Origin of the sequence: Nocardioides sp. zg-1228, assembly GCF_017086465.1 — a bacterium.
Lineage (GTDB): Bacteria > Actinomycetota > Actinomycetes > Propionibacteriales > Nocardioidaceae > Nocardioides.
This window is the reverse complement of the sequence record NZ_CP070961.1, coordinates 1,583,210-1,603,592: the sequence shown is the minus strand read 5'-3', so window position 1 is coordinate 1,603,592 and position 20,383 is coordinate 1,583,210. Positions and strand designations below refer to the sequence as shown.

The following is a 20,383-nucleotide window of genomic DNA, read 5'->3' as shown; positions in this document are numbered from 1 at the left end:
AGCCACGACGCCGACAGACACCCCCGCCGGAAGGAGAACTCGTGGCCACCCTCACGACGCCCCCGCGTCTTGCGCAGGTCACCGTCCAGCCCACCACGATCGAACGTGAGGAGCGCGCGCGCCGCACGGCGTCGATCGTCGACGACCTCCGCCGTGCGAGCACCGAGGCCGAGCGCCAGGAGCTCGTCCACGAGCTGATCGAGGCCAACCTCGCTGTGGCCCGCTCGATGGCCGCCCGCTACCGCAACCGCGGGATCGACCTCGACGACCTCGAGCAGGTCGCCCTCGTGGGGCTCACCAAGGCGGCCCGCCGCTTCGACCCGGCCGCCGGCCACGACTTCCTGTCCTACGCCGTGCCCACCGTGCGAGGAGAGCTGCGCCGGCACTTCCGCGACTCCGGCTGGATGATCCGGGTGCCGCGACGCATCCAGGAGCTCCAGGCGCGCATCGGCGCGGTCCAGCACGAGCTCGAGGCCGAGCTCGGACGTTCCCCGCGCCCCTCCGAGGTGGCGACGCACCTCGGCGTCGACCTCGACGACGTGGTCGAGGCCCTGTCGGCCGACGGCTGCTTCCGCCCCACCTCCATCGACAGCAGCGACGACGAGGGCGCCGGGCCCATCGCCGACGTCCTCGGCTTCGAGGACCGCGGGTTCGCCTCGCTGGAGGCCCGGCTCGTGCTCGACTCGGCGGTCAGCCGGCTGCCCGAGCGCGACCGCAGGATCATCCACTGGCGCTTCGTCGACGAACGCACCCAGCAGGAGATCGCCGACCTCGTCGGGCTGACCCAGGCCCAGGTGTCACGGATCCTGGCCAAGGCCCTCGAGCGCCTGCGCGGCGACCTGTCCGACCTGGCCCCGGCCGCCTGAGCCACCGCGACGGGGCGGGCAGCCGGGCTACCAGGCGACCTGGTCGACGTCGGTGACGAGCGCCGCGCCCTCGCGCCTCAGGTCGTCGGGCGCGGCGTGCTCGCGCAGGCTCGCGAACGCGAGCCCGGTGCGCTGCTCGAGCAGGTCGAGCGGCACGAGGTAGGTGTCGAACTCGTCGAGGAAGTCGGGCACCGCGCGCTCGAGCCCGCTGAGGTCCTGGGTGAGCACGAACGCCTTGGCCCGCAGCTGGTCGTCGGCGACGTAGACGACCACCTTCCAGTACTCGACGGGCAGCCGGACGCCCCGGTAGAGCGGGTCGGTCGGCGCCAGCACCGGCCCGGCGAACAGGCTCAACCGGCGGTCCTGGAGCCCGTCGAGGGCGAGCACGGCGTTCTCGAGCAGGCCCCACACCCCGCCGCGACCGGACTGGTTGAAGTCCTGGTGCTGCGGGGTGATGTTGGTGAAGAAGAACGAGTCGGAGTTGGCCTGCCGGGCCTCCGCGAGGGTGCCCCACAGCAGGTCGGAGCGGCGCGCCACGTGGCCGCGGTCGAGGTCGTTGTCGGCGTACGCCGCCTCGCCGACCTGGGCGTCGGCGGGCAGGCGCGGGTCGAGCCGGAAGCGCTCGCCCGAGCGGCTGATGCTCTCCCCCGGGAACAGGCGCAGGCCGTCGATGTTCCACGCCACCCACCAGGCGAGCCTGCGCTCGGGATGCATCCGGACGGTGAAGTGCGTGTAGTCCAGCGGGGACGCCGCCACGGGGTCGTCGTCCTCGCCCGGCGCGGGCGCCGTGGGCGGGGCGAGCTCCGCCCCCGCGCCGGGATCGGCGTCGGGGTCGGGCCGCAGGAACCGCGCGTCGTACCCCAGTGCCATGGGTGCCGTGTCGCGCAGTCCGGGCGGTCGTGGCGGCGGCCGGCCCGCTCCCCGCGTCAGTCGGCCTCCCAGTAGGGCCCGGGCAGGTAGCGGTCGGGCTCGACCGTGGTGACCGGGCGGCGCACGGTGCGCCACACCGTGCGGGTGGTGCCGTCCGGGTCGACCACCGTGCGACGGACCCGGAAGTTGGCGTAGGTCGTGGTGTAGGCGTTGCGGGTGTTGCGCTTGTTGTTCCACTGGTAGTTGAAGTTCCTGAGGTACTTCTTCGCCACCTTCGCGCCCCGGATGGTGAACCACACCTCGTCGTTGGCCGTGCTCAGGCTGGACCAGTTGACCGAGCCGGTGAGCACCATCGAGGTGTTGGGCACGCCGTTGTAGGTGCCCTGGATGACGAGGTACTTCTGGTGGCTGTAGTAGTCGAGGATCAGGTCGTCCACGCCGTCGTTGTTGAGGTCGAAGTTGTCCTCGGTGTTGTAGTCCATCCCGGTGGAGCGCAGCGGGATCCGGCCCCGCCTGGTCGGGGCGCCGATGATGCCCTTGGTGCGATAGCCGATGAGCCCGTAGCTCACCCGCACGTCGCAGCCCTGGATCCACTTCTGGCGGATGGCCTCGGCCAGGTAGTCGCCGCGACTGCCGCGCATGGTGTGCATCGACAGGGCCAGGCGGGTGCGGGTGACCTTCCCGGTGACGGGGTCGACGTTGCGGCACCCGACCCGGTTGAGCAGGGTGACGACCAGGTCGTCCTTGAGGGGCGCGACCCGCGGGAAGGCGACGACGGTGTGCTTGTCGACGGAGTCGTCGCACACCGGCCCGACCGGGGTGCCGCAGAACGAGATCGGCGGCTGGCGGGTGTCGTAGTCGCGGCGCATGTCGTTGAAGAGGCCGACGAACTGGCGGTACAGCTCGTGGTCGCCCGAGGTGAAGTAGAGGTCGTTCCACTGGTGGATGGCGGCGTTGCGCGTCATGTTGGCCGAGCCCACCGCGATCACGTCCTCGCTCGCGCCGGCCTGGCTGAAGAGGTAGAACTTCGAGTGCAGGTTGTTGAACTCGTTGGCCGTCCCGCGGCAGCTCTGCTTGCACTTGTAGATGAAGCTGTTGCGACGCGGGTTCTTGCCGACCTCGGCCCGGATCAGCTTCATCGCCCTGGTCTCCCAGTGGTCGTTGAGCAGCATCTGGACCCGTACGCCGCGGCGGTGCGCCGCGACCAGCGCCTGGGCGACCGGCACCCGGTCGAGCGAGTAGATCGCGATCCGGATCGTCGACCCCTTCGGCGTGTGGTTGATCGTCTCGATCACCCGTCGCTCGATCTGGAAGTGCCCCTTGCGCAGGTGGGGGTCGTTGAAGAAGGGGCCCTTGAAGGCCTCCCAGCGCGCCGGTCTGGCCGACGTGCCGGCACTCGGACCGGCCTGGGCCGCGACCGTCCCTCCGGGCACTGCCCGACCGGGGGCGACCGGACCCAGCATCGCCACCACCAGGCCGACCAGCACCAGGCAGAGGCTCCCCACGAACCTCGACTTCATCGACACGACCCCCACCTCTCGACGCGCTGTGCCCTTCAGGATAAGCAGACCGGCCCGGCTCTGGGGGCCTCTGCGGCCACGTCCTCGGACCGCTTCTAGCACCTCGCCCGCAAGTCCGGCAGGGCAGGTCGACTGGCTTGACTCGTTCGAACGCCTGTTCGATCATGAGGGCATGTCGTCCGCCCGCTCCGTCGCCCTCGACCCGGGTCGCTCCGTGGTCGAGCAGCTGCGCGAGCGGGTGGCGGCCATGGAGAGCAGGATGGAGATCAAGGCGGCCGGGGAGCCCGTCCCCACCCTCCCCGGGCTGGCCGGCCTGATGTCCCTGCACGCGGGGGCAACCTACGCCGTCGACTCGGCGTCCCTGGCGCTGGCCCTCGCCGCCGGGGCCTCCCGGGCCGGGGAGTGGGTCGGCTTCGCCGGCTGGCCCGACTTCGGCGCCGAGGCCGCCGCCGAGCTCGGGATCGAGCTGTCCCGCACGGTGCTGGTGCCCGATCCCGGCGAGCACTGGCTCGAGGTGACGGCGGCGCTGGTCGACGTGCTCCGGGTCGTGGTGCTGCGCCCGCCGGCCACCGTCGACGAGCGCACGGCGGCGGTCCTCGACTCGCGGCTGCGCACCCGGTCGGCGGTGCTGGTCGTGCAGGGCGACTGGCCGCGCGTCGAGGCGCGGTTGAGCCTCGAGGGGTCGACGTGGAGCGGTCCCGCCGCGGGCGCCGGGCAGCTGGAGCAGCGCCGCGCGCACGTCGTCGTCCGCCGCGGGGCGCGGCCGGCCCGGCGTGTCGAGCTGGCCTGGCCGGGTGTGCGGCCGGTCGCCCCTGACGTCCCGCGGCGGGTGCGGGAGATCCACCGGGCCTCCGGATGAGCTCGCGGGTGGGGTCGCAGGTGAGGTCGCGGGTGGTGTCGCGGTGAGGGTGATGGTCGTGTGGTGCCCCGACTGGTCGGTGGTGGCCGCGCTCGACGAGGCGGGCAGGTCGCTGCGCTCCCCCGCTGCCGTGCTGGCGGCCAATGCCGTCGAGGTGTGCAACGGTCCGGCGCGCGCCGAGGGCGTACGCCGCGGGCAGCGCCGGCGCGACGCGCAGGCCAGGTGCCCGGAGCTGGTGCTGCTGCCGGCCAACCCCGACCGCGACGCCCGCGCCTTCGAGCCGGTGCTGGCCACCGTGGAGGACCTGCGTCCCGGGGTCGCGGCCCTGCGCCCCGGACTGCTGGCCGTCCGCGCCCCCGGCAGCTGGTACGGCAGCGAGACGGCCGCGGCCGCCACCGCCTGCCAGGCCATCGTGGAGGGCGGCGTGTGGGACGTGCGGGTGGGCATCGCCGACGACCTCTTCACCGCCGAGCAGGCCGCCCGCACGGCCGACGTGCAGGCGTGGACGGTCGTGCCGGCCGGCGGGTCGGCGGCGTTCCTGCGCGACCTGCCCGTGCAGGTGCTGGCCGACGACGGGGCGCGCGGGCGCGAGCTCGTCGGGCTGCTGCAGCGGCTCGGGCTGCCCACGCTCGGCGACCTCGCCGACCTGCCCGGCGACGCCGTCGAGCACCGGCTCGGCGCCTACGGGGCGAGCGTGCGCCGCCGGGCACGCGGCGAGGACCCCGCGCTGTTCGCCGCCCGGACGCCGCCCCCCGACCTCGACGCGGAGGTGGCGTTCGAGCCCGCCCTCGACTCGGTGGAGGCGATCACGTTCAGCGTGCGCACCACCGCCGAGCGCTTCGTCTCCCAGCTGGCGCACCACCAGCTGCTCGCGACGGGGGTGCGGGTCGAGGCGGAGTCCGACGGCGCCGTCTGCTCGTCGCGCACCTGGCTGCACCCCCGCCACTTCACCGCGCGCGACCTCGTCGACCGCGTGCACTGGCAGCTGCAGTCGGCGACCGTGGGCGGCTCGCTGCGGGCTCGCAAGCACGCCGGTGTCGTACACGCGCCCATCGACCGGGTCAGGTTCGTGCCCGACGTGGTCGAGCCCGCGGCGGCGCACGGCGAGGCGCTGTGGGGCAGCGCCTCCGACGACCTCGTCGAGCGCGGCGTGGCCAGGGTCCAGGGGATGGTCGGCTTCGACGCGGTGCGCCGACCGGTGCTCCAGGGCGGGCGCACCCCCGCCGCACGCCAGGCCCTGGTGCCGTGGGGCGAGCGGGCCGTCGACCTCCGACCCGTCGACCGGCCGTGGCCGGGCCGGGTGCCGGGGCCGGCGCCGGTGCGGGTCTTCGCCGCTCCCCCGGCGGCCGAGGTCGTCGACGAGGCGGGCCGCGAGGTGCGGGTCACCGACCGGGGCGTCGTCACCGGCGAGCCGCGACGCTTCCGGGTCGGCGGTGGCGTGCTGCCCTGGCAGCCGGTGACCGCGTGGGCCGGGCCGTGGCCGGTCGACGAGGGCTGGTGGTCGGGCGCGTCCGGGCCCACCGCCCGCTTCCAGGTCGTCGGGGCAGACGGCCGCGCCTGGCTGCTGGTGCGCGCCCCGGACGGGTGGGCCCTGGAGGCCGGCTATGACTGAGCGCCACGTGCACCACGTGCACCACGTGCACCACGGCAGGCGTCGGCTCGGTCGTGGGTGTGGGACCGGAGGCGTGCGCTGATGGGCTGGAACAACCCCGCCATGCGGTGGAAGGAGCTCGAGCGCCGGCTGAGCGGGCTGCCGGGCGCCGACGACGCCCCCGTGTCGCGACGCAAGCGCGCCACCCCCGAGGCGCGGGCGATCGAGCGACCCGCCACGGTGACGCCCTACGCCGAGCTGCACTGCCACAGCCACTTCAGCTTCCTCGACGGCGCCAGTTCGCCGGCGGAGCTCGTCGAGGAGGCCGTGCGGCTGGGCCTGTCCGCGCTGGCGATCACCGACCACGACGGCTTCTACGGGGCCCCGATGCTGGCCGAGGCCGCCGCGGCCTACGACCTGCCCACCGTCTTCGGCGCCGAGCTGTCGCTCGGGCTGAGCGGTCCGCAGAACGGCGTTCCCGACCCCGAGGGCAGCCACCTGCTCGTGCTGGCGCGGGGCGTGGAGGGCTACCACCGCCTCGCCGCGGCCATGACCGACGCGCACCTGCGCGGCGACGAGAAGGGCCGGCCCGTCTACGACCTCGACGAGCTCGGCGAGCGCGGGCGCGGGCACTGGGTGGTGCTGACCGGCTGCCGCAAGGGCACCGTGCGGCAGGCGCTGGCCGCCGGCGGCGAGCCCGCGGCGGCCGCGGCGCTCGACCGGCTGACGTCGCTCTTCGGCCTCGACGACGTGCTCGTCGAGCTCTCCCCACGACCGGGGTCCGACGCCACCAACGCCGCGCTCGCCGGGCTCGCGGCCGTCCACGGGCTCGACGTCGTCGCCGCCGGCAACGTCCACCACGCCACCCCCCAACGGCACCGGCTGGCCTCGGCGATGGCGGCGGTGCGGGCCCGCCGCAGCCTCGCCGAGCTCGACGGCTGGCTCGACCTGTCGGGCTCGGCCCACCTGCGCAGCGGCGCCGAGACCGCCGCCGCGCTGGCGTCCCACCCCGGGGCGGTCGAGCGCAGCGTCTCCCTGGCCGAGGAGCTGGCCTTCGACCTGCGCAAGGCCTCCCCCGCCCTGCCCAAGCGGCAGATCCCCGAGGGCCACACGGCCGACTCCTGGCTGCGGGTGCTCGCCGAGCGCGGCTTCGCCGAGCGCTACGCCGGGGTGCCCCACGAGCGCGAGGCCCGCGAGCGGCTCGAGCACGAGCTCCGGGTCATCGCCGAGAAGGACTTCGCCGGCTACTTCGTCATCGTCCACGACATCGTCGCCTTCGCCCGCGAGCGGCGCATCCTGTGCCAGGGCCGCGGCTCGGCCGCGAGCTCGGCGGTCTGCTACGCCCTGGGCATCACCGCCGTCGACGCGGTCTTCTACAAGCTGCCCTTCGAGCGCTTCATCTCCGCCCACCGCGACGAGGAGCCCGACATCGACGTCGACTTCGACTCCGACCGCCGCGAGGAGGTCATCCAGTGGGTCTACGACACCTACGGGCGGCGCAACGCCGCGCAGGTGGCCAACGTCATCGCCTACCGCCCCCGCATGGCCGTGCGCGACGCCGCCAAGGCGCTCGGCTTCTCCCCCGGCCAGCAGGACGCGTGGTCCAAGCAGATCGACGGGTGGAGCTCGGTCGTGTCCGGCGACCTGGGCGACCCGGCGGCCCACGACGTGCCCCCGGCGGTGGTCGCGCTCGCCGACGAGCTGATGGGCGCGCCGCGCCACCTCGGCATCCACTCCGGCGGCATGGTCCTCACCGAACGCCCGATCGGCGAGGTGTGCCCCATCGAGCGGGCCCGGATGGACCGGCGCACCGTGCTGCAGTGGGACAAGGACGCCTGCGAGTCGATGGGGCTGGTGAAGTTCGACCTGCTGGGCCTGGGCATGCTCGGCGCGCTCGACCACATGATGCGCCTGGTGGGCGAGCACCTCGGCGAGCACTGGGACCTCGCCACTATGCCCAAGGAGGAGCCGGCGGTCTACGACATGCTGTGCCGCGCCGACTCGATCGGGGTCTTCCAGGTGGAGAGCCGGGCCCAGATCGGCACGCTGCCCCGGCTGCGCCCGCGCGAGTTCTACGACCTCGCCATCGAGATCGCCCTCATCCGTCCCGGTCCGATCCAGGGTGGTGCCGTCCACCCCTACGTGCGCCGGGCCACCGGGCAGGAGCCGGTGACCTACGACCACCCCGAGCTGGTGCCGGTGCTCGAGCGCACCAAGGGCGTGCCGCTGTTCCAGGAGCAGCTGATGGCGATGGCGGTGACCCTCGGCGACTGCAGCCGCGACGACGCCGACCTGCTGCGCCGCGCCATGGGCTCCAAGCGCGGCGTCGAGCGCATCGAGTCGGTCAAGGCCAAGCTCTACGCCGGCATGCGGCGCCGCGGCATCACCGGCGAGCTCGCCGACTCGATCTACGTCAAGATCCTCTCCTTCGCCAACTTCGGCTTCGCCGAGTCGCACGCCCTGTCCTTCGCCCTGCTGGTCTACGCCTCGTCCTGGTTCAAGCTGCACTACCCCGCGGCGTTCCTCGCCGGCCTGCTGCGCAACCAGCCGATGGGCTTCTACTCCCCGCAGTCGCTGGTCCACGACGCCCGGCGCCACGACGTCGACGTACGCCGTCCCGACGTCACGCGCTCGGCCGCCCAGGCCGACCTCGAGCCCCTCGAGCCCCTCGAGCCCACCGAGTCCACCGGTGCCCGGCCGGTGGCCGCGACCGGGCTCGACGCGTGCCGCCGGCCGCGCTTCGAGCGGGTCGAGTGGGTGCCCGGCACGCCCGACCCGGTGCCCGCCCACCGGCGCGACGGCGCGCTCGCCGTACGCCTGGGCCTCGACTCGGTGCGCGGCATCGGCCTCGACGTGGCGCGCCGCATCGTGGCCGCGCGTGAGGAGGCCCCCTTCACCGACATCACCGACCTCTCCCGGCGCGCCGGGCTGACGTCGGCCCAGCTCGAGGCCCTGGCCACCGCCGGCGCGTTCGAGGCGTGGGGGCTCGATCGTCGTTCGGCGCTCTGGGCGGCCGGCTTCGCCGAGGGTGCCGAGCACCTCCCCGGCACCACCCCTGCCCCGGCCGCGCCCACGCTGCCCGGGATGTCCGAGCCCGAGATCACCCTCGCCGACCTCTGGGCCACCGGCGTCTCCCCGGAGCGGCACCCCGTCGAGCACCTGCGCGCCCAGCTCCGGCGAGCCGGCGTGCGCTCGATCGCCGAGCTCGCCACCGCCGAGGCGGGGCGGCGCGTCCACGTCGGCGGCCTGATCACCCACCGGCAGCGTCCCGGCACCGCCATGGGGGTCACCTTCCTCAACCTCGAGGACGAGACGGGCATGCTCAACGTCGTCTGCTCGATCGGGGTGATGAAGGCCCACCGGCAGGCCGCCCGCAACTCGGTGGCCGTGGTCGTGCGCGGCCGCCTCGAGCGCAACGAGGGGGTCACCAACCTCGTCGCCGACCGGGTCGAGGGCATCGACGTCGTCGTCCCCGGCGCCGGCGCGGTGCTGCAGGCCCGCGCCTCGTCCCGCGACTTCCGCTGACCCGGATCCCGTGGTCGGTGCGACCACGAGGCGACGCTCCCCCACCGTGGGTCCACCGCCGGGCGTCCCATCGCTGAGCCCAGCGTGGCGCCGCGGTCTGTGGACGACGTCGAGCTTCGTGGGGTGGTCCGACACCTGGTGGGGGTTGCAACGGCCTCCAGGTGTCGGAGTCCCCGCTCGAGCGGGGACTCCGACCCGGGGACTCCGACCACGGGCGAAACGAGACGCGCCACGCCCGTCGTCGCCCCTATGCTCGACACGAGCCGACCGTCCGGGTCGTGTCGCCGAGGGAAGGGAAAGCGTGAGCCCCGCCCCCACCGACCCCACCGACTTCTCCTACTCCGTCGTCATCCCGGTCTACAACAGCCAGGACGTCGTCGGGCGCACCGTCGCCGCCGTGCTCGAGGTCTTCGAGGCCGCCGGCCTGCGCCACCAGGTCGTGCTGGTCAACGACGGCAGCCGCGACGGCAGCTGGGACGTCATCGCCGCCCTCGCCGCCCAGTCGCCCCACGTCGTCGCCCTCGACCTGCTGCGCAACTACGGCCAGCACCACGCCAACCTCGCCGGCATGCGGGAGGCGAGCGGCGACTACGTCATCACCCTCGACGACGACCTGCAGAACCCGCCCGACCAGGCGCTGCTGCTGATCGACAAGGCGATGGAGGGCCACGACGTGGTCTTCGGCCGCTTCGAGCGCAAGCAGGCCCGTGGCCACCGCCGGCTCGGCAGCAAGGTGATCAGCATGATCAACCGCCGCGTCTTCGACCAGCCTGCGGGCCTCGCGGTGTCCAACTTCCGGATCCTGCGCCGCGACGTGGTGGACCGGATCTGCGCCTCGCGCACCGCCCACCCCTACATCACCGGCCAGGCGCTGATGTATTCCAGCGACCCCGCCGACGTGCTGGTGCGCCACGACCCGCGCCCGGTCGGCACCAGCTCCTACGGCCTGCGCCGCATCGCCTCGCTCGTGCTGACCATCCTGTTCAGCTACTCCGTCTTCCCGCTGCGCCTCGCCGCCGGCGTGGGGTTCGCGGTCGCCGGGGGCAGCTTCCTGCTCGGGCTCTTCTACCTCGTCCGGTCGCTGTTCGTGGACTCCCCCGTGCCCGGCTGGACGACGATCGCGGTGCTGCTGGCGCTGCTCAACGGCTTCGTCATCATGCTGCTGTCGATGCTCGGCGAGTACGTCGTGCGCACCCTCAACGCCGTCAGCGCCGTCAGCACCTACCACGTCGCGCGCCGGGTCTCCTCGTGAGCGGGTGCACCCATCGGCACCTGCTCGTGGTCGGCGCGCAGCGGTGCGGCACGACCTACCTCGCCACCGCGCTCGACGCCCACCCCGACGTGGCGATGGCCCGCCCGTCGCCCCCCGAGCCCAAGGTCTTCTGCGACGCGGAGCTGTCGACACGCGGTGCCGAGTGGTACGACCGGACGTGGTTCGCGCACGCAACCGACGAGGACCTGCTCGGCGACAAGAGCACCAGCTACCTCGAGGACCCGCGCGCCCCCGCCCGCGCCGCGGCGATGCTCGGCGAGCCGCATGTGGTCGTGCTGCTGCGCGACCCGGTGCGCCGGGCGGTGTCGCACTGGCGCCTCAGCACTGCGCACGGGATCGAGACCCGCGGGCTCGAGGAGGCGCTGCTCGCCGACCTTGGCGACGACCAGCCGTGGGACCGGCGGCGCTCGTCGGTGTCCCCGTTCGCCTACCTGCGGCGCGGTCGCTACGCCGAGCAGCTGGTCCCGTGGACGACTGCGTTCCCGGCGACGACCCACGTGCTGTTCCTCGAGGAGCTGCTCGCCGACCCCGCCGTCCTGCCGGCACTGGTGGGCGACCTGGGCCTCGACCCGGCCCGTACGCCGCCGCCGGCGGCCGGGCCGGTCAACGCGAGCGCCGGCGACCGGCCCGACCTCGACGCAGGCGTGAGCGAGGCCCTCGCGGGGTACTTCCGGGAGAGCAACGCCGACCTCGCGGCCCGGCTGCGGCGTCCGCTGCCGTGGTGAGCGGGAGCGGGATCGGCGACGACGAGAGGGAGGTGCCGGTGGTGGCACACGCACAGCAGCCGGGACCCGGCGGCACCGGCGACCTGCCGGACATCGCCTTCAACGTGCCCGCGGTCGTGGGACGCGAGCTCGACTACGTCCAGGAGGCCGTGCTCGGCGGCCACCTGTCCTCGGGGGGCGAGTTCGCCCGCCGCGCGGCGGAGATCCTGGCCGCCGACACCGGGTCCCCCGAGGTGCTGATGACCACCTCCTGCACCGCGGCGCTCGAGCTCTCGGCGATGCTGATGGACCTCCAGGAGGGCGACACCGTCATCGTGCCGTCGTTCACCTTCACCAGCACCGGGCTGGCCTACGCCCGCCAGGGGGCCGGGCTGCTGTTCTGCGACATCGAGCGCCGCACCCTCGGCCTCGATCCCGAGCACCTCTCCACCCTGCTCGACGAGCACGTCCGGGCGGTCGTGGTGGTGCACTACGCCGGCGTCGCCTGCGACGTCGAGGCGATCCGCGAGGTCCTCGCCGAGTGGCCCGAGGTGCGCCTGGTCGAGGACAACGCCCACGGCCTGTTCGGCACCTGGCGCGGCGAGCCGCTCGGCAGCCTCGGGCGCTACGCGACGCTGAGCTTCCACGAGACCAAGAACTTCACCTGCGGCGAGGGCGGGGCGCTCGTCCTCAACGACGCACGCGACGTCGACCGGGCCCGGGTGCTCTACGACAAGGGCACCAACCGCCACGCCTTCATGCTCGGCCAGGTCGACAAGTACACCTGGAAGGACACCGGCTCCTCGTTCGGCCTCTCCGACGTGCTGGCCGCCTACCTCCTCGCCCAGCTCGAGCAGCGCGAGGCGGTGCAGGCCGTGCGGCGGCGCATCCACGACCACTACGAGGCCGCGCTCTCGCCCCACGGCGACGAGCTGGGCTTCGAGGTGATGCGGGTGCCGGAGGAGCGGGAGCCGGCCCACCACATGTACTACGTGCTGCTGTCCGACCACGGCCGCCGCAACGACGTCCTGGAGCTGATGCGCAAGTCGGGGGTGCAGGCGACCTTCCACTACCAGCCGCTGCACACCTCGGACGCCGGGCGGGCCTTCGCCGTCCGGGCGACGCAGTGCCCGGTCGCCGAGGACGTCAGCGGCCGGCTGCTGCGCCTGCCGTTCCACAACACCCTCACCGACGGGGACCTCGACCGGGTCGTCGCGGCCTTCCTCGAGGCGGGCGCGGCCACCGCGCCCGCCCGGTGAGACCCCGATGAGCACCTCGATGAGCGCCGAGACGGACGCGCAGCCCGGCTCCTCCTCGCTGCGCCGCGAGGGCTACTGGTGGCACCGGGCCCGCGCCGACCTGCTGGACGCCGTGATGGCGCCCCACCTGGGCACCCCGCGGCGCACCCTCGACGTCGGCAGCGCCGACGCGCCCAGCGTCGCGTGGATGCGCGGCGCGCAGCAGCACGTCGCGCTGGACCTGTTCCCCGACGGGCTGAGGCCGGGCGAGGGCGTGGTCGGCTCGGCCACCGAGCTGCCGTTCGCCGACGCCACCTTCGACGTGGTCTCGGCGTTCGACGTCGTCGAGCACTGCGCGGACGACGCCCGCGCGGTCGCCGAGCTGCTGCGCGTCCTGGCGCCCGGCGGCCGGATGCTGATCTCGGTGCCCGCCTACCAGTGGGCGTGGTCGGACCACGACGTCCAGGCCGGCCACCACCGGCGCTACACCAGGCGCTCGGTCGTCGCGCTGGTCGAGGGTGCGGGTGCGCGGGTGCTGCGCACGACCTACGCCTTCGGTGGGGTCTTCCCGCTCTTCGCCGCCGAGCGGCTGCGCCGCCGGGTCCGGCCCGCACCCGCGGGCGACTCGCGCCTGCCCGAGGTGTCGCCGGCGCTCGACCGGGTGCTGAGCGGCGTGTGCCGTGCGGAGGCGCGGGTGCTGCGCCGCGGCGACCTTCCCTTCGGCTCCTCGGTGTTCGTCGCCGCGGTCAGGCCGACGTCCTCCGACCCGGCCTGAGCGCGCCGGACGCCACCACCGCGAGGAGCGCCGTGGCCACGACCTCGGCGGCCAGGAAGGCGACGGCCACGCGCTCGAGGGGCGCCGCCGCGCCGGTCGTGAGCAGCACGAGCGCCCCGGCGACGACGGCCAGGCACCAGGCGCCGCTCACCCGGCCCGGACGCTCCAGCGCGAGGGCGACCACCATCAGCACCACGTTGACCAGGGCCAGGGCGCACCCCGCCGCCACGAGCGTCGCGACGCCCGGCCCGACCTCGACGGAGCGACCGAAGACGGCCCGCACGAGCGGCGACCCCGCGACGAGCCCGACGACGGCGCCGATCGCCACGGTCGCGACAGCGAGCACGGCCAGCCGCCCCGCGAGCGCGCGAAGCGCCTGCCGGTCCTCCGCCGCGACGAGCCCGGTCACGTGGTGGGTGAGCTGGGGCAGCGTGCCCAGCACGACCATGTAGGGCGCCCGGAACAGCGCCAGCGTCGCGAACATGACCGTCACCTCGGCCGGCGACCCGCCGACGAGGGCCACCACCACCGCTCCCCCGGTGAGCACGCCCTGGGCGAACAGCTGGGCGGTGGCGGCGCCGCCCAGGAAGGCCAGCGACCCCGCCCGGCCCGCCTCGTCGTCGGCCGCGTGGAGGCGCCAGGCCGCCGGCCAGAGTGCGACCAGCGAGCCGGCGACGAGGGCCAGGCCGTGGGCGACGGGGTCGTGCACCCCCGCCAGCAGCAGCACGCCGACGAGCACGCACCGCAGCGCGTTCTCCGCGACCAGGCTCCACGCCGCCGCCCCCATCCGGCCGCGGCCGGCCAGGCCGCCACGCAGCACGCCGACGCACGCAGAGCCCCCGAACACCAGCGCGACGAGCACCGGGAACCAGCCGTCGTCGCGGCCGAAGAGCCGCTCGCGCAGCAGCCACGACAGCACCCCGGCGGTCACCGAGACGAGCACCACCACCGTCGCGACGCCCCCGGCCGAGCGGCCTACGTCGCCCTCGCGCCCGGCGGCGACGCACCGGGTGATCCAGTGCTGGAGCGGGAACGTGAGGGCGGCGCCCGCCAGCGCCCACGCGGTCCACAGCACCGAGACCGGAGCCGCCGCGGTGGCCCCCAGGGCGCGGGTGACCAGGACGAAGACGAGGTAGGCCAGCAGCCCGCTGACCACCGAGCCGGCGGCGAGCAGGGCCGGTGCCCGGCGGCTGCTCATCCGGCGGGCACCGGTGCGCGGGCGAGCGGACTGCTCGGGTCGTAGCCCGCCGCCGCCCGCAGGTCGGCGATGGTCGCCGGCCCGAGCGAGGCGCGGGCGTACCAGTCCCACAGCGGCGCGCTGCCGACGTAGACGTAGGCGGGCCGCAGCGACTCGCGCCACCCGGTCGAGACCGTCTCCCCCACCGCGACGAGGTCGGTGCCGTCGGCGACCAGGTCGCTGCGGAAGCCGGCCAGGCCTCCGGGCCAGGTGTCGTCCATGTAGTCCTGCAGGCCGCTGCGGAACATCTGGTAGCGGGTGGGGTTGGTGCGCCCGGCCAGGACGAGCGGCTGCGGTGCCTCGATCGAGGTGAGGGTGGCGCCGGGAGGCAGGGTCGCCAGCACGGCCTCCGTCGCCTCGCGCTGCTCGCGCAGCGTGTCGTCGCGCGAGGTCAGCGAATAGGTCAGGGCGAGCGCCACCCCGCCGACGGCCAGGGCGGCCGCCACCGCCGCCCGGCGCCGCGGCGCGAGCCCGTGCGCGGCCACCGCGTAGGCCGCGCCGAGACCGAGGGCGGCGAAGGGCAGCACCGCGAACAGGTCGGGCCAGGCGTCGTACTCCCGCCAGATCCAGGCCAGCCCGGCCACCAGGCCGGCCGCCATCGCGGGCAGCACCCGGAGCCCCGGCTCGGCGTCGCGGGCCCGGCGCGACACCGCGGCGAGGGAGACCAGCACCAGCAGCACCGTGCCGGCGAGGAGCAGCCACACCGTCACGCCGTAGGCCACCTGCAGGTCGTCCCACACCCGTTCCAGGTCCTCGGCGAGCGGATCGGGCACCGTGTAGCGGCGGTTGATCCCGTAGAAGCCGTCGTAGGCCTCGCGCAGCGAGCCGGCCAGGGCGAACCAGGCGGCGAGCACGGCGACGGGCACCAGCCCGCCCACGCCCACCTGCACCAGGGCGCGCACCCGTCGTCCGTGGGCGAGCAGCAGCGCCGCCACGACCACGGCGGTGACGGTGCTGAAGAACGCCGTCTGCAGGCACAGGGTGGCGAGGCTGGTGAACAGCCCCGCGGTGAACCAGCGGCGCCGGGTCGCCGCCCACAGCGCGACGAGGACGAACAGCGTCATCGGGGTCTTCTCGCGCGGCCCGCTCGAGGCGTACTGGATGAAGCCGTGGAAGGCGAGCATCGCGCTCGCGGTGACGAGGCCCGCCGGGCGGGAGCCGAGCAGGTCGCGACCGAGCAGGTAGGACACGCACACCGCGGCCGTGGCGAGGAGCATGAACAGCACGCGCATGGTGACCACGTCGTCGAGGCCGCCGACGCGCGCCACGAGCGCCCCTGCCCCCGGCAGCACGTGCGCCAGCGGCCCGGCGCGGTTGAGCACCCCGAGATAGGGCGGCACCCCGTCCGCGACCTGCTGGCCGGCATAGCTGTAGATGCCCAGGTCACGGGTCAGCGCGCCGTGGAAGCCGTGGAGCACGTAGACGACGACCGCGACGATCCCGACCACCGGGACGAGCGGGTCGACGGCGCGCAGCCGGGATGCCCCGCCGCGCCGGACGCCGTCGGACCGGTCGGGACGAGGGGGCACGCCCGCCACCCTACGGGGGCGCCACCCTGATTCGGCGGTGGTCCGATCGGCCTCCTAGGATGGATGCCAGCAGAGGGTTCAACGCGTCCTTGGAGGTGGGTTCGGCGCGTCGTACCGACGCACCCTGAAGGATCCCGTGAGCCCCCTCGCCTCCTACCGCCGACTCCTGTCGATCGCCGGCCCCTCCTACGTCCTCGTGGCCTTCGTCGGCCGCCTGCCGTTGGCGATGAGCCAGCTCGGCACCCTCCTGCTCGTCTCGACGGCCACCGGCAGCTACGGCCTCGGCGGGCTGAGCGCCGGCGCCCTGGCCGTCGCCAACGCCGCGGGCGCGCCGGTCGCGGGGTCGCTCGCCGACCGCATCGGGCAACGCCCCGTCGTCCTCGTCCAGTCGCTGCTCGGCGCCGCCGGGCTGGCCCTGCTCGTCGCGGTCGTGGCCGCCGACGCCGCCGACGGGCTGGTCGTCCTCACCGCGGCCGCCACCGGACTGGTGCTCCCCCAGGTCGGGCCGCTGGCCCGGGTGAGGTGGCGCCCCCTGACGCGCGCGACCGGTGCCCACCAGCGCCGGCTCGTCGACGCCGCCTTCTCCTACGAGGGCGCCGCCGACGAGGCGTCGTTCGCGATCGGCCCGGCGCTGGTGGGCCTCTCGGTCGCCGTCGTCTCGCCGTCCGGGGCGCTCCTGCTCGCCGCGGTGCTGCTCGCCGTCTTCGGCTCCGCGTTCGCGCTCGACCCGTCCGCCCGCCTGACCCACGAGACGGAGCGGGCCGTCGGCTCGGGCCGGCTCATCGCGCCCGCCTTCGTCGTGCTGGCCGCCGCGCAGGTCTCGATCGGCATGCTGTTCGGCGCCACCCAGACCGGCGCCACCGTGCTCGCCACGGAGGCCGGGACGCCGGGCGCCGCCGGGCTGGTGCACGCGACCCTCGGCGTCGGCAGCGCGGTCGCCGGTCTCGCCACGGCCTTCGTCCCCGAGCGGATCGGTCACGAGCGCCGCGCCCTCGTCGCCGCCTGGGTGCTGCTCGTGCTGTCGCTGCCGCTGCTGGCCGTCGGCTCGTTGGGCACCGCGACCGCGACCGTGCTGGTCCTCGGCTGCGCCGTCGCGCCCTACATGATCGCCGTCTTCTCGCTCGCCGAGCGGGCCGTGCCGCCGGCCCAGGTCGGCGCGGCGATGACGACGCTGGCCAGCGCGACCGGGCTGGGCTACGCCCTCGGCTCGAGCCTCGCCGGCCGCCTCGCCGACGAGTCGGGCGCCACTGCCGCGTTCGCCATCACCGTCGGCGCGACGGTGCTCGCGGTCGCGCTGATGTCGACGCAGCAGCGCCGTCTCCGCGCGGCAGCAGCCGACCGGAGCATCCCGCCGGCGACGCCCGGCGAGCACCGCGCGGACGTCCCGGTGGGCGGCAGCCGCTAGGTTGGACCCGTCCACCACGCGGAGGCACCGGGTCCCCGCCCCTGGCTGGACAGGTCGGACAAGCCATGGTGGAAGCATCAGGACGACAGCTCGATCCCGGCCGGCACGAGCAGCTGGCCGCGCTCCTCGACGACGTGCTCGTGGCCCGGCGTACGCTCGACCAGTCGCGGCACGCCACCCGGCTCGGCGAGCAGCAGCAGCTGCGCCAGGCGCTGCTCGACGCGCTGGAGGCCTACGCCGCGGCGCTGGCCGCGGCGGGCGCCCCGCTGCCACCGCGGCTGCGGTCGGAGATCGACCTCTACAAGGGCCTCCGCGGCCGGATGTGACCCACCCGGGGGCCGACGACGCACTCCGTGGGGAGGGCGACCCGGGTGCCCGCTTCTTGAGCACCCGGGTCTGGGGGCCGGTGACCTCCGGAGGTCACCCGCACCTGTGACTGGCGGTACCCCTGTGTCGACGACTCATGCCGCGTGCCGGCCGCGCGATGCCCGACCCGGATCGCGGCGCCGGTCACCGCGGGCGTCGGCGGCATGACGCCGCGCCTCGCGGGGTACGACACGAGCGTGGAACCGATCCCCGAGACGCTGCGCGCCCTGGACGACCTCGGTGCCCACGTCGACGACGACGCCGCACTCGCGACGAGCCTGTCGGCGGCCACCGAGACCGCGCGCCGCGTCGCGCCGGGGCTGGTCGGGGTGAGCCTGGCGTCCCGCGAGCTCGGCGTGACCTTCACCCTGGTCGCGTCCGACGACGAGATCGCGACCCTCGACGCGGTGCAGTACGTCGACAGCGGACCGTGCGTCGACGCCATCGACCTCGGCCACGGCATCACCACCTCCCCCGGCGGCCTGCTCAGTGAGTCGCGCTGGCACGACTTCGCCCGCGCGAGCGCCGCTGCCGGGGTGCAGAGCACCCTCACGCTCCCGGTCGTGCTCGACGACGAGGTGGTCGCGACGGTCAACCTCTACGGGGCCGCCACCGACACCTTCGCCGGCCGGCACCAGCAGCTGGCCGACGCCTTCGGGGCGTGGGCTCCCGGCGCGATCACCAACGCCGACCTCTCGTTCACCACCCGCACCCTGGCGCAGGAGGCCCCGGCGCACCTCGAAGGGCTGGCGCTGCTCGACGCCGCCACCGGGCTCGTCGCGGCCCAGCGCGACATCCCGGTCGCGCAGGCCCGCGCCCACCTCGAGGACGCCGCCCGTCGCGCCGGCGTCCCCGCCGTCCGGTTGGCCCGCGTCATCGTCGGGCTCCACGACGGCTGACCCGCGCACGGGTCCAGCCCGACCGGCCATCCGCAGGGACCGCGGCCCTACGCCGGCGTGACGTGGGTCTCGGGCGCTGGCGGCGAAGCGGAGGTCGGGGCCGCGGGCCGGTAGGTTCGCGCGGTGCCCGACACCCGCCCTCGCCGGACCTTCGCGGTCATCAGCCACCCCGACGCAGGCAAGTCCACGCTGACCGAGGCGCTCGCCCTGCACGCCCGGGTCATCACCGAGGCGGGCGCCGTGCACGGCAAGGGCGACCGGCGGGCCACCGTGTCGGACTGGATGGCGATGGAGAAGGCCCGCGGCATCTCGATCACCTCGGCCGCGCTCCAGTTCGTCTACCGCGACCACGTGGTCAACCTCGTCGACACCCCCGGTCACAGCGACTTCTCCGAGGACACCTACCGCGTGCTGTCGGCCGTGGACTCGGCGGTGATGCTGGTCGACGCCGGCAAGGGGCTCGAGCCGCAGACGCTCAAGCTCTTCAAGGTCTGCGCCCTGCGCGGCATCCCGGTGATGACGGTGATCAACAAGTGGGACCGTCCCGGCCTCTCGGCACTCGAGCTGATGGACCTGATCCAGGAGAAGATCGGGCTGCGACCCACGCCCCTCACCTGGCCCGTCGGCGAGGCCGGCGACTTCCGCGGCGTGCTCGACCGGCGTACGGGAGAGTTCGTGAAGTACACCCGCACCGCGGGCGGCGCGACCCGCGCGCCCGAGCGGCGGATGGCCGCCGACGAGGTCGACGACGCCGACGCGGAGACCTGGGCGGCCGCCGTGGAGGAGCACGAGCTGCTCACCCTCGACGAGGCCGACCACGACCAGGACCGGTTCCTGGCCGGCGAGACCACGCCCGTGATGTTCGCCTCGGCGCTGCAGAACTTCGGCGTGGCCCAGCTCCTCGACCTGCTGCTCGACATCGCGCCCGACCCCAGCGCGACCGCCGGCGTCGACGGGTCGGTCCGCGAGACCGGCGACGACTTCAGCGCCTTCGTGTTCAAGGTGCAGTCGGGGATGAACAACGCCCACCGCGACCGCCTCGCCTACGCCCGCGTCGTGTCCGGCACGTTCGAGCGCGGCATGGTGGTCACCCACGCCGGCAGCGGCCGCCCCTTCGCGACCAAGTTCGCCCAGTCGGTCTTCGGCCGCGACACCGCGGCGGTCGAGACCGCCGAGCCCGGCGACATCATCGGCTTCGTCAACGCCCAGTCCCTGCGGGTGGGCGACACCGTCTACGTCGGCGACCCGATCGAGTACCCGCCCGTGCCGAGCTTCGCGCCGGAGCACTTCGTCACCGCCAGCGCCAGCGACATCGGCCGCTACAAGCAGTTCCGCCGCGGCATCGAGCAGCTCGACCAGGAGGGCGTGGTGCAGGTGCTGCGCTCGGACCTGCGCGGCGACCAGAACCCCGTCCTCGCCGCCGTCGGACCGATGCAGTTCGAGGTCGTCGAGGACCGGATGACCAACGAGTTCAACTCGCCCATCCGGCTCTCCCGGCTCGACTACCAGGTCGCCCGCCGCACCGACGCCGACGGGGCGAGCGCCCTGGCCGGCAAGCGCGGCGTCGAGGTGCTCCAGCGCAGCGACGGCACCCGGCTCGCCCTCTTCGTCGACCAGTGGCGGGCGATGGTCACCGCCCGCGACAACCCCGACATCATGCTCGAGCCCCTGCCCGCCGGCGGCGGCTGACGCACGGGCCGTCCCCGCCGTCGGCGTACAGTCGAGG

At 74.5% G+C, this 20,383-nt stretch carries 16 protein-coding genes; 12 read left to right on the top strand and 4 right to left on the bottom strand.

Features of this window, described 5'->3' with window-relative positions; all coding sequences use genetic code 11:
- The first annotated feature begins 41 nt into the window (after nt 1-41).
- Nucleotides 42-866 (top strand): SigB/SigF/SigG family RNA polymerase sigma factor, encoded by an 825-nt coding sequence (locus JX575_RS07740; RefSeq protein ID WP_241005381.1) that lies wholly within the window; start codon nt 42-44, stop codon nt 864-866.
- Between the two features lie 27 nt (nt 867-893).
- Here the strand turns inward: JX575_RS07740 and JX575_RS07735 are convergent, their stop codons facing one another.
- Together JX575_RS07735 and JX575_RS07730 are read right to left on the bottom strand one after the other, a co-directional pair.
- Complete coding sequence (locus tag JX575_RS07735) at nt 894-1,736, bottom strand: DNA/RNA non-specific endonuclease (protein ID WP_186341873.1); 843 nt, start codon at nt 1,734-1,736, stop codon at nt 894-896.
- A gap of 56 nt (nt 1,737-1,792) precedes the next feature.
- Nucleotides 1,793-3,256, bottom strand: coding sequence for a phospholipase D-like domain-containing protein (locus tag JX575_RS07730; RefSeq protein ID WP_241005435.1), 1,464 nt, complete (start codon nt 3,254-3,256; stop codon nt 1,793-1,795).
- 172 nt (nt 3,257-3,428) lie between these two features.
- Here JX575_RS07730 and JX575_RS07725 point away from each other — a divergent pair, with 172 nt between their 5' ends.
- From JX575_RS07725 to JX575_RS07695, 7 genes are all read left to right on the top strand, one after another.
- Nucleotides 3,429-4,115 (top strand): hypothetical protein, encoded by a 687-nt coding sequence (locus tag JX575_RS07725; protein WP_186341871.1) that lies wholly within the window; start codon nt 3,429-3,431, stop codon nt 4,113-4,115.
- A 52-nt stretch (nt 4,116-4,167) separates the two neighbouring features.
- A complete protein-coding gene (locus JX575_RS07720) occupies nt 4,168-5,727 on the top strand; it encodes a DNA polymerase Y family protein (protein WP_222129723.1) in 1,560 nt (519 codons plus the stop codon).
- 81 nt (nt 5,728-5,808) lie between these two features.
- Nucleotides 5,809-9,231: an error-prone DNA polymerase gene (locus JX575_RS07715; protein ID WP_186341869.1), complete on the top strand. Its 3,423-nt coding sequence runs from the start codon at nt 5,809-5,811 to the stop codon at nt 9,229-9,231.
- Between the two features lie 301 nt (nt 9,232-9,532).
- A complete protein-coding gene (locus JX575_RS07710) occupies nt 9,533-10,483 on the top strand; it encodes a glycosyltransferase family 2 protein (RefSeq protein ID WP_186341868.1) in 951 nt (316 codons plus the stop codon).
- On the top strand, nt 10,480-11,229 hold the full coding sequence (locus JX575_RS07705; protein ID WP_186341867.1) for a sulfotransferase domain-containing protein: 750 nt from the start codon (nt 10,480-10,482) through the stop codon (nt 11,227-11,229). The genes JX575_RS07710 and JX575_RS07705 overlap by 4 nt, the downstream gene beginning before the upstream one ends.
- Complete coding sequence (gene rffA / locus JX575_RS07700; RefSeq protein ID WP_186341866.1) at nt 11,226-12,467, top strand: dTDP-4-amino-4,6-dideoxygalactose transaminase; 1,242 nt, start codon at nt 11,226-11,228, stop codon at nt 12,465-12,467. Before JX575_RS07705 ends, rffA begins: the two co-directional genes overlap by 4 nt.
- Before the next feature lie 19 nt (nt 12,468-12,486).
- On the top strand, nt 12,487-13,221 hold the full coding sequence (locus JX575_RS07695) for a class I SAM-dependent methyltransferase (protein ID WP_241005380.1): 735 nt from the start codon (nt 12,487-12,489) through the stop codon (nt 13,219-13,221).
- Here JX575_RS07695 and JX575_RS07690 read toward each other — a convergent pair.
- Together JX575_RS07690 and JX575_RS07685 are read right to left on the bottom strand one after the other, a co-directional pair.
- Nucleotides 13,193-14,419, bottom strand: coding sequence for an oligosaccharide flippase family protein (locus tag JX575_RS07690; protein WP_186341864.1), 1,227 nt, complete (start codon nt 14,417-14,419; stop codon nt 13,193-13,195). The two genes, JX575_RS07695 and JX575_RS07690, sit on opposite strands and share 29 nt — an antisense overlap.
- Nucleotides 14,416-15,987 carry a hypothetical protein gene (locus JX575_RS07685; protein ID WP_186341863.1) on the bottom strand — a complete coding sequence of 524 codons (1,572 nt, stop codon included), beginning with the start codon at nt 15,985-15,987 and terminating at the stop codon, nt 14,416-14,418. The genes JX575_RS07690 and JX575_RS07685 overlap by 4 nt, the downstream gene beginning before the upstream one ends.
- Nucleotides 15,988-16,123: 136 nt before the next feature.
- Here JX575_RS07685 and JX575_RS07680 point away from each other — a divergent pair, with 136 nt between their 5' ends.
- The 4 genes from JX575_RS07680 (at nt 16,124) to JX575_RS07665 (ending at nt 20,346) form a co-directional block, all read left to right on the top strand.
- A complete protein-coding gene (locus JX575_RS07680; RefSeq protein ID WP_186341862.1) occupies nt 16,124-17,392 on the top strand; it encodes an MFS transporter in 1,269 nt (422 codons plus the stop codon).
- A gap of 68 nt (nt 17,393-17,460) precedes the next feature.
- Nucleotides 17,461-17,718: a hypothetical protein gene (locus JX575_RS07675; protein WP_186341861.1), complete on the top strand. Its 258-nt coding sequence runs from the start codon at nt 17,461-17,463 to the stop codon at nt 17,716-17,718.
- Between the two features lie 237 nt (nt 17,719-17,955).
- Nucleotides 17,956-18,657: an ANTAR domain-containing protein gene (locus tag JX575_RS07670; RefSeq protein WP_186341860.1), complete on the top strand. Its 702-nt coding sequence runs from the start codon at nt 17,956-17,958 to the stop codon at nt 18,655-18,657.
- Between the two features lie 123 nt (nt 18,658-18,780).
- Nucleotides 18,781-20,346 (top strand): peptide chain release factor 3, encoded by a 1,566-nt coding sequence (locus tag JX575_RS07665; RefSeq protein WP_186341859.1) that lies wholly within the window; start codon nt 18,781-18,783, stop codon nt 20,344-20,346.
- The last annotated feature ends 37 nt before the right edge of the window (nt 20,347-20,383 follow it).